Raw genomic sequence first — 12275 nt, forward strand, 5'->3', positions numbered from 1 at the left:
CATCTTAATGTCAATTGATATTATTTATTTTTTGATCAATTGGTTAAGGTTTGATCTCCCCCTGACTAAATATTAATTCCGCCGCAGTCTGACCATGTACAGCCCAATGCATTTTGTTTTGTACTCTAGCAAAAAATTGTATGCTAGTCTCTGCTTTACCATCATAATCGATACTGGTTGCATAAATATCGCAAATCTTGCGCCAGAAGATTTTTTCTGAAGAACGAATATCACGAATTCGGTTGAGCAATTCCTCAAAGTAAAGGCTGTTGTCAGGATTTTTTAATTGCTCATCATCCATCACAAACCCTTTTTTCAAGTATTCTTGCAGTGTCTGAGTTGCCCATTGACGAAAATAGATTCCTTGCTTAGAACGGACTCGATAGCCAACCGCTAAAATAGCGTCCAAGTTGTAGTAAGTAACCTGACGACTGACTTCTCTACCACCCTCAATTTGAACTGTTGCATTATTTGCAACAGTTGCTTGTAGAGACAATTCTCCTTCATCATATATATTTTTTAAATGTTTTGAAATGACCGATTTATCTCGTCCATACAATGTTGATATTTGATTAAGATTCAACCATATACCCCCTGATTCAAAACGGCATTCAACCTTTGCTTTACCATCTTCACTTTGAAATAAAATAATTTGAGTTTGTACTGCACCTAGTTCATTGTTCATATTGAGTTCTTACGATGTATTGTTCTTAGAGTATTAGTTAAAATATCATAATTGGAACTTAGATAACATACAATTTCTATTAATGCACTTAATCCTAATTTCCTTTGCTTTTCCGAAAAACTTAGAATTTAATAAACAGTTTTAAGTTAATTAAAATACTTATAATGATCGTTACGAAAGTCTTTAGGTATCGGAATTAACAATGAAGGCCTATCCGTCTATTTGAGAATAACTTTGAGGTAATATTAACATAATCTCTTATCCCACAAAAAAATTTTCGATATTTTACTTAAGCTTACCCTAAACAAGCACTTTTAAAAGACAATAAATTTTCATTCGTGACTGCATAATAGTGAATTCTTGTGAATAAACATTCTAACGTTTTAACTTGAGGTAATAAATTTTATCCATCTGTTATATGTATAAATTATGGTGTAATCAAAAGAACTTTTCTAGCAATTACCGAAGTGAGTACAAAGGTGAGTATAATTTGAAATGAGAAATTTAAAGTATTTATAATACAATCGCTTGATTTGAGAATTGCGCTTTAATGTGTAGCGATTGGATCATTTAATGATGTGTTAATAGTGTTAATAGTTTTAACCATTAACACATCATTAAAATGTTTCACAGGGCACGAGCATACATTTATTTACAATAGCATTTAGTTAATTATTTCAATGGGTAAGGTATTTTAGCTAATTACAAAAAATCAAAAGTGGCAGTTATAATGCAATTTTAAATCAATATCTTACTGTAAAGTTTGCTCGCGCCCTGAATGTTTCATGTGATGAATTTTAAAGTATAATAATTAATTATCTAACCAATTTTCTACAATGAGACCTGGTACGCGATCAAATTCTTTGCGATTATTAGTGACAAGTATTAATCCAGCACTTCTTGCATGCCCCGCAATATGTAAATCATTAATTCCAATTGGTGTACCATTTCGTTCTAGCCCGGCTCTAATATGACCATAGTGAGCGGAAGCCTTAGCGTCATAATCTAAAACACTAATACGAGAAATAAAATCTTCAACAACTTGGAGGTTTTTCTCCTGTGAGGTGCTTTTTTCTACTCCATGCAATAACTCAGAAAGTGTGATTACAGAAATTGCCATTCGATTAGTATTAGCGTTGAAACGCGCTAACAATTCTATAGGGCGGCGCTTCAAAACATAGATAACAATATTAGTATCTAGCATGTATTTTAGCATTAAAACCCCTCACGCTCAGACTGATGTTGCTCTGCCCGTTCAGGTAAAAAATCATCTGATACATGCTTATCATTTAGAAAAAAACTATCCCATGTATTTTCAATGGGTGATAAGATTCTCTCATTTCCTACGGCCCTTACAGTAACTAAGTTCACTGATTTTGGAAAACGCATATCTACGGGTAACCGCACATTTTGAGTGTTATTATTCATAAAAACTTTAGCTTGTGACATAGCTTACTCCTTTAGTGTTGCTCTGTTAAATGAATTATACACCATATAAGCTATATAGCAATGCTATATAGCTTATACCCTCCTAAATTTTTTCATAACTCCAACCCTACGAGAAAAACACTACAAATATGATCCTACAATTAATCTCATTACTACTGATGCTTTTCACCCTCCGTAAGGAACAATGAAGTTTCGTGCCACAAGGGACAGACTTATCATTTTGATGGCTTTAAGTTGTTTTGTGGTGGGGCAAATAATTTCGGACTCTTTCTTGTAGGTTTATCAATGTAATTGTTTAGATCTGTTTGGTGTAAAGCCACCATTATAACTATGAGACCTAATCGCACTGTAATATTTTACGATATAATTAATTATATATTAATGAGAAACCGTTAAATTATCATTTCTAGGTTTTGTTACCCATCTAGTTTTAACGCTCCATTCGGCTATTATCCCAATAATTACTAAAGTGAGTACAAAGGTGAGTATAATTTGAAATGAGACATTTAAAGTAATTATAATACAATCACTTGAGTTGAGAATTGCGCTTTAATGTGTAGCGATTTGTATTGAATAGTTATTTGGTGCTCATTTTACAGGGCACCAACAAATTAAAGTGCCGAACACACAAATTTATATAAAAAGTCTTTGATAATGAAATAGTTTATTTAAAAACTGCGTAACCCCTACGCATGAGCATAGCTAATTTATACTCCCTAAAGAATACTAGACTATTGACCATTTTTACGCCTGTTTTTTAACTTGTTGACTTACAAGCACCGGCAATGCCTGCATTAATTATCATTCGATTCTATTATTTTTTCTACTAGCCTATAAACCGTAGTTCCCGTTAAAGTAGGGTAAAAATTTTTCTGTTCAGAATTCATTCTATCTATTTTTTTAGCCCTGGTGATTGCCGCTAATATCATCGACTTTGATATTTTTTTCACATTAATCCCTTTATCATAGTCAGAAATGTATCTCTGAAGCCTTTTTGAGCATTGTTCTGAATTACTGATTCCAGTAGCCTCTTCAAAATGGAGTAAAAGCCAAAACTCGAATTTAGGATTACTCAGTGCAAGCCCATAATTATCCGCTTGTAATGACCATTTGGCTAAAATAGACAATTGCTCGTCAGTCCATTGATCTTTATCGACTACTAACCAAGCTTCATCAGTATTCTTTAATCCCTCATCTTTCAGGTACTTTTGCATCCTCGCAAGCACTTGAGGAGGAGAACTTTCATACCTACTTTTAAGGCAACTAACACGAATTATTGAATTTTTATCATTAAAAATAGAAAAATACTCTGGCTCTGTTTTAATACCTTCTACCGCTAGTATAAACATTTTTTTATATCGTCTTTCACCTAATGGACGAGTAAATTTTCTTCTTTTTGACATGATTAAAGTTACTCCTCTTTCTGATTAGAAGCAGGAATCAATGATATCTTTGGAATACCACCTAATCGGCCCTGTAAATAACTTTTTTGAATATTTTTATCATATCTAATATCCTTATAATCACTAAATGAAATCAGATGAGAGCAACCAGTTAAGCTCCGTTCAGTCACCCACATTTCATCTCGCCTCAATAATTTTTGGTCCATTAAAAGAATATCATGTGTTGTCACCAATAATTGTGAGCGACTATCATTTGTACAATTCGAAAGATAAGTCTCCAATAATTGCCAAGTCAATAATGAATGTAGGCTTCTATCTACTTCATCAATGACGTAAACTTTTTTTGAATTAATATCTGATAACTCCAAAAAGGCTGGAAGAAGATCAATCACTCTTTGAGAACCGTCGGATTCTTGTCTAATATCAAATTGTATTTGTTCACCTTCTTGATTAGAATGGAATGATACCATTTTTTTTGCTATCAATTGCCCAGATTTGCGCGTTATAATAAATCGCTCATTAGTAGAGGGATTAGGTAACCTTATAGTTACTCCCTCTTTTACATCTTCTTTAATTTTATTCTTTACTGCTTGTGTAAAAGGTGTATTGTCAAACGGGATTTCCTCGCTACCTAACTGAGATATCCCAGTATCAAGCTTTGGCAATAATTGATTCATTGTATTATATAAAGGATGTGCTTCATCCAAAAAATGTTCAAATGATTCAAATCTTGAGTCAGGAGCAACAAGCTCTAATGTATCCTTAAACCAATCATAAATAGGACGGAAAGTTTCAATTTTTTGAGTGATTGAATTAGTTAAAAATAATTGATTATCTCTTGTCCCTTTAAAGGCAAAATGCAAAAACATATCTTTATTCAAGCCTGCATGAAAATTTGGGTTATCCCCTTGCCTATCATATAAAACTTTTTCACTTGTACTTGTTATTTGAATAAGTTTTTCTTCTAAAATTGCATGTTGAGTTACAGCAAAGCTGAACTCATAGATAATTTCATCTTTCAATAACTCAATTTTAAAACGACTGGGATTTTCTTGGGATAATGAGTCCAGTCGATATGTTTCTACTGGAATAACGCTATCAGGACTGGTTCCTCTAACAACTAGCCATTTAACAAAATTTAAGGCTTTAAAGAAATTAGTTTTACCCGAAGCATTACCGCCATATATTGCTGCAATGGGTAATACGCTAGTTTGGTATTTAGAAATTTTCGCAATGCGTTCCCTATGTTGCTTTTCTTTACTTGCAATCATCGAAAAATGAACTGGCTCTCGAAACGACATCCAATTTTGAATAGTAAAACTAATAATCATAATAAATACCTCAATGAGTAAATTTACGCATAAATATTGATATTAAATCATTATAACAGATTACTATCCTTCCATGAGAGATTTTTTCTCATTAACTTAAACCCTACTAGTGACAATCAACAATGGTGAATTCTAATTATAAGTACACAACAGCTATTCTCCTGAGTGTATTAAATTTACATCTTCTTTTTTTAGAATATTCCAGTTGCTAATGATCAATCATATCGTTCAAATTCTAGATAAAAACTTAATTCAAAATCCAGTATAATCTGTAACTAGTTTCATAATCATTCGCTCAGCAATTACCAAAGTGAGTACAAAGGTGAGTATAATTTGAAATGAGAAATTTAAAGCAATTATAATACAACCACTTAAATTGAAAATTGCGCTTTAATGTGTAGCGATTTGTATTGAATGGATTATTGGTGTTCTATACATAACGATTTGAAATGGCCCTTAACTAATTTAGTTACAGGGCCATAATTTCTTCTTTCTAGTTTCGATTTCAACTTAAAGATACACGCGTTTTACAAACTAATCTCAACATAGATAAGATTTCGGCCACGGAACCTTATTAGCCTAATTGAGGCGGTTCTTGCAAAACAAGCCTTATACTTGTACCGCAAGCTAAAGCGTATCGTTCCAGTGTTTTCATGCTTGCTTTACTGGCATTTTTTTCTAACTTACTCACCGCTGGCTGTGTAATTCCCATTCTTTCTGCCACTTGTGTGCTATTAAGACCTGCTCTTTTTTTCATGGAAATTAATAACTCTTGTACTTCTTCTTCCAGTTTTTCAACTAAATAAGCGTTTAATACATCATTATTCATCAAAGCTTTTTCTTTAACTTTAGAGTAAGGGATACCTTTAGTTTTCATTTGTTAATTCCTCTAATCGTTTTATTGCTAATTTAATTTCATTTTTCGGCGTTTTTGCCGTTTTTTTTACAAACGTACGTAAAATATAAATTCGTTTTTCTTTTGCAAAAGCAAAAAATGTTCGCGTAATATCTTTCTTACCTACTCGCAATTCAAACAACCCATCTTGGATAGTATCTGTATCAGGGTACCTTAAATGATTTCCTTGCACCTCAAGTTTATCCAGTGCTGCTAAAGCTTTAGCTTGCATTTTACTCTCAAGACTTAATATCTCTTCTTCAGCCTCAGGATGAAAAATTAGTTCAAACACATAATCACTCCTTGTTGAAAAGTACATAAAACCATGTATTTATAATACCAATTATAACATTATAACTCAAGGGTTATTCATAACCTACAACCTAATAATTACCTAAAGGTTATTTTTAAGGCTCAACACTCTTTCAGAAATTTTCCTAAACAATTGTTCTGAACTACATGGGACCAGACCACTGTTATAACCATAAGTCCTGATGGTCCTGTAATATTTTGCGATATCATTTAATATATCTTAATGAGCTTCCGTTAACTTATCATAGCCAAACTTTCGCTCCCATTTAATTTTACAGCTTCTAAAAAAGCGTTATATTTGCCTTTTATCCCAGCAATTACCAAAGTGAGTACAAAGGTGAGTATAATTTGAAATGAGAAATTATATATTATTATAATACAATAATTTGAACTGAGAATTGCGCTTTAATGTGTAGCGATTTGGCATTTAGAATAAATATTCATTATTATCAGTTATTTTAACTGATAATAAACACACATTCGTAGGATCTTATAAGCAATTGATATTTCTTTATTTATTTTGAGGTGCTTTTTTGTGTGTTTTTTACGGAGTTTTGGTGTAAATATTAAATAAAAACTTGAAGAGATGCTCGTTCTGTGATCAAATATGGTTTGTAAATCAATATTTTAAAACAAAGGAGCATCTCTTGGAAAGAGAATTTACCACATTTACTAAGTCAATTAAAGCAGTTTTTAATCCTAGCCGTATCCTTAAGCTATCACGCAAAGTAAAATTCACTCAGAAGCTCAGGGCACTACACCCTGCAAATCTTGTAGGGGCATTGATACATGCATTAAGCTGCCACGACCATGCTAATTTAACCGATATTTTAAGGGTGCTTGATGAACGCTATCAAGAGCTGTTAAATTATAAACCCTATCATAACCAAATTAAAAAGCCTGAGTTTACGCATTTGTTACAATCTCTGACAGAACAAGCCACTAAAGAGCTATTGATTCAGCCTTTTAGATCTAGCTTGCCAGCTGAATATCCATTCAAGCATATTCATTTACATGATGGTTCGTCACTGACTCTACATGAAAAATTAAAAGATGTCTATCAAGGTAGATTTACTAAAACTGCGCCGGCAGCCATTGAAATTCATCTAACTCTTGATTTAGTAGCGGCTATTGCTAATTATGTTGGGCTTGATGCAGATAAAGAAAGTGAGAAACATCATAGGCCATTTGCCGATGAACTTAAAGATACCCTTGTATTAATGGATTCGGGGTATTTTGATATCGAATATTTCAAAGAAATCAACCAGTTTAGCGGTTTTTATCTTATGCGAGCAGGTAAAAGTATTAACCCAGAAGTGGTTGATTATTTAGATCCTGACACGCATGAACGAATTTCTTGTCTTAAAGATAAGAGCGATACAACCTCTGTTGTAAAACTAAATAAGCTCAATATTGGTAAAGATAAGGTGTTTGATTTAACGGTTAAATGGTGTAAGTTTAACGAAACATTTAGGGTCGTCCAATTCTGGGATAGAAAAACCAAAAACAAAGCATATTTAATCACGAACCTACCAGTGGAGCAGTTTAGTGCACAAAGCGTACTTGAATTATATAGTCTAAGATGGCAAGTAGAGCTATTTTTCAAAGAGTTAAAATCATATTGTAGCATGAAGAAAGTGAACACCGCCGACCCAAATATTGTAAAATCACTACTTTGGGAAAGTATCTTGTCATTGTTAATTAAGCGTTTTGTTGCCTTTCATGTTGGGCTGATGTTTGGTGTAATGATTTCTACCCATAAAGTAGCAAGAACAGCACTTCACTGGTTACCTAATTTTATGCACATTATTCTTAACGGAACTGATGATGAAAATGAGATTAAAATAATAGAAAAAATCTTTAAGTTTCTGAGTAAATGGGCTTCACGAGCTCACCCAGAAAGAGATAGTAATACGGCTTTATTTCAGCTAGGTATAAAATTATATTCTAAACAATAACTTGCTTAATGATTGATTGTTAATTAACCTTAAGCACCTACGAATGAATAAACACATGAATCTTATCATCTGAATGTCAAATTTCATTGACCTAGCAATTAAAATCATGCCCCAACATATTCTTTTTTCACTAGACAACTTTTATAACCTTATAATGGTCTGATTTTTCTGTAATCATATAAGACTAATCTAGTCAACTAACCAGGTAAAATGATATTAATTTCCTCTAAAAATCATCTCATTCCAGTTGTTTCTGTAGTAATTTTTTCATACTATGAAGTAAATAATTTAATTTATCTTGCAAAAAATTGTGTATAATTAAATCATTATAGGAGACATCATATGAATAGCGACAAGAAGCAAGAGACATATATAAAACCATCTAGAGTGGAAATTTTGCGCTCTGTAACTACTTCTACTGCACTAGAAACAGGTCATTCATCAGAAAAATTAGCTTCTTCCTTCGAAGAGAAACGTAAACAATATGCTCATTTACGATTGGCTACGTAAATTAAAGATGATTAAGCGAATAGTTTATAAGGTAACTTTTACTTACCCACTTTTGGGCATAGCCAGTTCGGAAAATTTTAATTAACTTAAGCTAAAAATATTAAATAATTTTCAATGCTTTTTTTATTAAATAGTTCATGGGATAGTAATTACCAGATAATCCAGAATGAATTGCAGAAATGTACTCATCCTTATTTTGTTCCCAGTATTGATAATCAAGAGGTTTTCTACCCCCCTGTACCGACATGACATCTGCTAATAGTCTTGATATACGCCCATTTCCATCTCTAAAAGGATGTATTAAAATAAATTCCACATGTATTATAGAAAGCGCTTCAATTAATAAATCCTCACTCATTCTTGTGCATGGTGTATAAATCGCCAAAAATTTTTTCTCAAATTCATTTAGCAGTTTTTGTAGCTGTGAACATGAAGCAAACAAGAAACCACCTTTACTAATATCAGCTGTTCTTTCTTTACCCGCCCAATCATAAACATTTCCAAGCCAGAGCCTATGCCAATTTTTAATCATAGAAATATTGATTCGACTATTTATAGGAAATTGATTTTCAAAAATTTCTAAATATAAAGTTTCTAATAAGACCATTTCCACTGTATCAATCTCATCTAAACTTGTAATTCCAAGTTTATTTAACATAACTAATTCATTCGAATTTTCTTGAAATTGCCCTTCACTATTAGAAATTACATATTTATTCACTCAACAACACACCTTTAATATTAACAATATAGACCAAATAAGTGATTCAATAAAAAACTAACTTCTGACTGTAGCTCACCAAAGTACTATGACTGACAATAGCTAATCAATACTTTACCCATATATTATACCAAAACACCATAGGAAATAGTGAATCTACTTCAATAACTAAATTGAACATAAAAAATCAGCTACGCACTGTAATCCTCCCAAAAAATAACGCCTAAATAAGTAACTATGAATGTGTTGTTAACGACCAATTATAATGCCCTTGCGTATTCTCATCCACTTCAAACATGAAGTTTTATCTATCTGTATTATAATTAAATTTAACCCATTCATAACAGCTTCCCCAGCAATTACCAAAGTGAGTACAAAGGTGAGTATAATTTGAAATGAGAAATTTAAAGATATTAAAATACAATAACTTGAATTGAGAATTGCGCTTTAATGTGTAGCGATTTGAACTGAAAAATTTTATTGATTGGTGTTCGTTTTCAGAGCACCAATTAATAAAATTGGCAAATACACAATTTAAATTACGGCTTAGTTACTTAGGTAAGATCAAGTGACAATGCTTAATGAATTTATCACTAGAGCCTATAAATACCCCCCTACTCGACACGGAATTTCGAACACTATCAAAACAACTCTTTTTCCCGCGCTTTTAAAGGCCTCATATCAGTATTTATACCTTTCTTTGTCTTTTTGTTATAATTTTGGATGAGTTAACAGCAACTGTTATAATCCTTTTTTAAATATAGTCGTTCTTCTAAGAATTAGTGTCTTGCAAGGAATGAAAAAACTTAAAGTATTTCTGGAAAATTCGTCAAATAAGCCGCCTTGACATTGTAACCAGATAGGTTACAATGTACATATAATCAAAAATTTCAAACATAAAGGACTAGAAAAATTTTACCTAACTGGTAGTACAGTCGGTATCCAAGCTATACATGCAAAGCGGCTTAGATTAATTTTATCAAATCTTGATCAAGCTGAATGTATTGAAGAAATGGACTTACCTGGTTTACGTTTGCATGAACTAAGTGGTTCCCGAAAAGGCACTTGGTCCGTCACAGTAAATGGTAATTGGCGCATTACGTTCAAATTCAACGGACGAGATGCTGAAATTGTAAACTATGAGGATTATCACTAATGACTATGCACAACCCAGCTCATCCAGGAGAAATTTTGAGGGATTTGCTAATTGCTCCTTTAAATTTAACAATCAGTGATGTCGCAGATCATCTTGATATAAGCAGGAAAACCCTATCAAAAATATTAAATGGACGAAGTTCAATTACTCCTGAAATGGCTATGCGATTAGAACTTGCTTTTGTCAGGCCATCAGCTGAACATTGGTTACGCCTTCAAAATGCTTACGATATTTCGATTCTCAGAACTAGAAAAGAAACTCTACATGTGCAATCTTTTGAGCCCATACTGGGATAAGTTTATGCCCGCAGATAAACTAAATTAACTAGCACATTTTTTATGTTTTTAAGACATTCCAAAATAGTTATTATAATATGGTTGTTACAATGCCAAAGTGAAGTTATCAAAGCAAACCTTTTAATATCAATTTAGTATTAGAGCCCAGAAAAACGCTAAATATGGCTATTATCCCAGCAATTACCCAAGTGAGTACAAAGATGAGTACAATTTGAAATGAGAAATTTAAAGATATTAAAATACAATAACTTGAATTGAGAATTGCGCTTTAATGTGTAGCGATTAAAATTACATTCTCTTTCAATCATGTGGGTATGAAATTAATTTAAATTCATTTCATACCCTAAAAAAAGTAAATATTAATTATTTGTACTTTTTATTCAATCTAAAGCTTCTTTTTATTTGAGCTCAATCACATGTTTTTAATGTGATTGTAATTCTTTATAAAAATTAGGATTAGATTTAATTGTTGCTAGTACTTTAGCTGCTAATCCTGTTGGATTACGTCTCCCTGACTCCCAACTTTTAATCGTATCTAAACTCGTTCCAAGGGCTATAGCTAATTCACTTTGAGAAACATTCAATTGTTGACGAAGTTCTTTTACATCAGCTAATTCATAACGTTTACGAATAGCATTAGTATTAAGACCATTTTTAATATCAACAGCTTCTTCAAGTGATGCTTTCAATTCATCAAAAAAATTCATATTACACCTCTTTTTTCAATAACTTAGTTAATTTTTTTAGCTCTATTTTTTCAAATTCAGTCAAATTTGTCTTCTTGCTTTTATGATAAGCTAACACTAGAAAAATCATTTGTTCTGAAGCAATAAAATAAATAACTCTTATACCACTACTCTTACCTTTAGAATTATTAGGCATTCTTATTTTACGTAGCCTACCTGTATTTTTAATTAAAACACCTTTTTCTGGAGAACAAATTAACTCTACCTGTAGCTCTTTGAGCTCATCATCTGTTGCAAGTTCTTTAATTTGACGTGTAAAAATTGGTGTTTCTATGAATTCAATAGCATGAGTCATTTAAAATTCCTTTTTTGGGCGAGTACATTGTACACCATTTTGCGATTATATCAATAATTCCCTAAGAATTTTCACCTTTTTAAGGACTGTTAACGCTTCAAGCTTAAAAATTAAATATTATGAAAATTAATAAGTATCCACTTAGCTTGGTAGTTCCTGAGAAAGATACATCTATTCTTCAGACTTCCTTAGCATTAAATTTGAAAACAATACCATGAGTGGGGATGCCAATATCGATTGAGTAAAAAATCTAGAGCTATTATGCTTTTTAGATCATTTTATTTAAGAGTCTGACTCGTCTGTCTTGCCGTGATTTACCGATTCAATCAAAATGCTGAGGTGATATTTTATGACTGAGATGACGGTAAGCTAGTCATCAATCAATGCAATCAGAAAAAAATCCACATTCTTAAGCGTTCGTAATAACTATTATAAAGAAAAAGATTAAAACACGTGGATTTGTATAATAAGTGCATAGCCGCTGTCAGTCGCATTGCATTAATTGAGGGTCGAAAAGA

General features: G+C 32.1%; 14 protein-coding genes. 4 read left to right on the top strand and 10 right to left on the bottom strand.

Annotated features, from left to right (window positions below; translation table 11 throughout):
• Positions 1 to 43 precede the first annotated feature (43 nt).
• From rhuM to ACFFIT_RS08640, 7 genes are all read right to left on the bottom strand, one after another.
• Positions 44 to 685: a RhuM family protein gene (rhuM, locus tag ACFFIT_RS08610; protein WP_385877255.1), complete on the bottom strand. Its 642-nt coding sequence runs from the start codon at positions 683 to 685 to the stop codon at positions 44 to 46.
• A gap of 811 nt (positions 686 to 1496) precedes the next feature.
• Entirely contained in the window at positions 1497 to 1901 is a 405-nt protein-coding gene (gene vapC / locus ACFFIT_RS08615) for a type II toxin-antitoxin system tRNA(fMet)-specific endonuclease VapC (RefSeq protein WP_385877256.1), read from the bottom strand.
• A complete protein-coding gene (vapB, locus tag ACFFIT_RS08620; RefSeq protein WP_385877257.1) occupies positions 1901 to 2134 on the bottom strand; it encodes a type II toxin-antitoxin system VapB family antitoxin in 234 nt (77 codons plus the stop codon). The genes vapC and vapB overlap by 1 nt, the downstream gene beginning before the upstream one ends.
• Positions 2135 to 2928: 794 nt before the next feature.
• Complete coding sequence (locus tag ACFFIT_RS08625) at positions 2929 to 3537, bottom strand: RloB family protein (protein ID WP_385877258.1); 609 nt, start codon at positions 3535 to 3537, stop codon at positions 2929 to 2931.
• Between the two features lie 8 nt (positions 3538 to 3545).
• Positions 3546 to 4868, bottom strand: a complete 1323-nt coding sequence (locus tag ACFFIT_RS08630) for an AAA family ATPase (protein ID WP_385877259.1) — start codon at positions 4866 to 4868, stop codon at positions 3546 to 3548.
• 574 nt (positions 4869 to 5442) lie between these two features.
• On the bottom strand, positions 5443 to 5745 hold the full coding sequence (locus ACFFIT_RS08635; protein WP_093321047.1) for a helix-turn-helix domain-containing protein: 303 nt from the start codon (positions 5743 to 5745) through the stop codon (positions 5443 to 5445).
• Positions 5735 to 6055: a type II toxin-antitoxin system RelE/ParE family toxin gene (locus ACFFIT_RS08640; RefSeq protein ID WP_093321049.1), complete on the bottom strand. Its 321-nt coding sequence runs from the start codon at positions 6053 to 6055 to the stop codon at positions 5735 to 5737. Before ACFFIT_RS08640 ends, ACFFIT_RS08635 begins: the two co-directional genes overlap by 11 nt.
• A 667-nt stretch (positions 6056 to 6722) precedes the next feature.
• Here ACFFIT_RS08640 and ACFFIT_RS08645 point away from each other — a divergent pair.
• Both ACFFIT_RS08645 and ACFFIT_RS08650 read left to right on the top strand, forming a co-directional pair.
• Positions 6723 to 8033: an IS4 family transposase gene (locus ACFFIT_RS08645; protein WP_385877260.1), complete on the top strand. Its 1311-nt coding sequence runs from the start codon at positions 6723 to 6725 to the stop codon at positions 8031 to 8033.
• Between the two features lie 342 nt (positions 8034 to 8375).
• The gene (locus tag ACFFIT_RS08650) at positions 8376 to 8543 is read left to right on the top strand and encodes a hypothetical protein (RefSeq protein WP_177168704.1); all 168 of its coding nucleotides are present in this window, start codon (positions 8376 to 8378) and stop codon (positions 8541 to 8543) included.
• A 100-nt stretch (positions 8544 to 8643) separates the two neighbouring features.
• Here ACFFIT_RS08650 and ACFFIT_RS08655 read toward each other — a convergent pair whose 3' ends face one another.
• The gene (locus ACFFIT_RS08655) at positions 8644 to 9264 is read right to left on the bottom strand and encodes a Fic/DOC family protein (RefSeq protein WP_385877261.1); all 621 of its coding nucleotides are present in this window, start codon (positions 9262 to 9264) and stop codon (positions 8644 to 8646) included.
• Positions 9265 to 10141: 877 nt separating this feature from the next.
• Between ACFFIT_RS08655 and ACFFIT_RS08660 the strand changes: the two genes are divergently transcribed.
• Positions 10142 to 10420 (top strand): type II toxin-antitoxin system RelE/ParE family toxin, encoded by a 279-nt coding sequence (locus ACFFIT_RS08660; protein WP_093317789.1) that lies wholly within the window; start codon positions 10142 to 10144, stop codon positions 10418 to 10420.
• Positions 10420 to 10716, top strand: coding sequence for a HigA family addiction module antitoxin (locus tag ACFFIT_RS08665; protein ID WP_093317788.1), 297 nt, complete (start codon positions 10420 to 10422; stop codon positions 10714 to 10716). The genes ACFFIT_RS08660 and ACFFIT_RS08665 overlap by 1 nt, the downstream gene beginning before the upstream one ends.
• Before the next feature lie 422 nt (positions 10717 to 11138).
• Here the strand turns inward: ACFFIT_RS08665 and nadS are convergent, their stop codons facing one another.
• Positions 11139 to 11423 (bottom strand): NadS family protein, encoded by a 285-nt coding sequence (nadS, locus tag ACFFIT_RS08670; RefSeq protein ID WP_385877262.1) that lies wholly within the window; start codon positions 11421 to 11423, stop codon positions 11139 to 11141.
• 1 nt (position 11424) lies between these two features.
• Positions 11425 to 11757: a type II toxin-antitoxin system RelE/ParE family toxin gene (locus tag ACFFIT_RS08675; RefSeq protein ID WP_385877263.1), complete on the bottom strand. Its 333-nt coding sequence runs from the start codon at positions 11755 to 11757 to the stop codon at positions 11425 to 11427.
• Positions 11758 to 12275 lie beyond the last annotated feature (518 nt).

The sequence above is a fragment of the Thorsellia kenyensis genome (assembly GCF_042432445.1).
GTDB lineage: Bacteria > Pseudomonadota > Gammaproteobacteria > Enterobacterales > Thorselliaceae > Thorsellia > Thorsellia kenyensis.

Excerpts from the sequence above, each read along its gene's own strand:
- ACFFIT_RS08665 (WP_093317788.1), top strand. The coding sequence starts at position 10,420 with ATGACTATGCACAACCCAGCTCATCCAGGAGAAATTTTGAGGGATTTG.
- ACFFIT_RS08675 (WP_385877263.1), bottom strand. The coding sequence starts at position 11,757 with ATGACTCATGCTATTGAATTCATAGAAACACCAATTTTTACACGTCAA.
- nadS (WP_385877262.1), bottom strand. The coding sequence starts at position 11,423 with ATGAATTTTTTTGATGAATTGAAAGCATCACTTGAAGAAGCTGTTGAT.
- ACFFIT_RS08630 (WP_385877259.1), bottom strand. The coding sequence starts at position 4,868 with ATGATTATTAGTTTTACTATTCAAAATTGGATGTCGTTTCGAGAGCCA.
- ACFFIT_RS08625 (WP_385877258.1), bottom strand. The coding sequence starts at position 3,537 with ATGTCAAAAAGAAGAAAATTTACTCGTCCATTAGGTGAAAGACGATAT.
- rhuM (WP_385877255.1), bottom strand. The coding sequence starts at position 685 with ATGAACAATGAACTAGGTGCAGTACAAACTCAAATTATTTTATTTCAA.
- vapB (WP_385877257.1), bottom strand. The coding sequence starts at position 2,134 with ATGTCACAAGCTAAAGTTTTTATGAATAATAACACTCAAAATGTGCGG.
- ACFFIT_RS08650 (WP_177168704.1), top strand. The coding sequence starts at position 8,376 with ATGAATAGCGACAAGAAGCAAGAGACATATATAAAACCATCTAGAGTG.
- ACFFIT_RS08635 (WP_093321047.1), bottom strand. The coding sequence starts at position 5,745 with ATGAAAACTAAAGGTATCCCTTACTCTAAAGTTAAAGAAAAAGCTTTG.
- vapC (WP_385877256.1), bottom strand. The coding sequence starts at position 1,901 with ATGCTAAAATACATGCTAGATACTAATATTGTTATCTATGTTTTGAAG.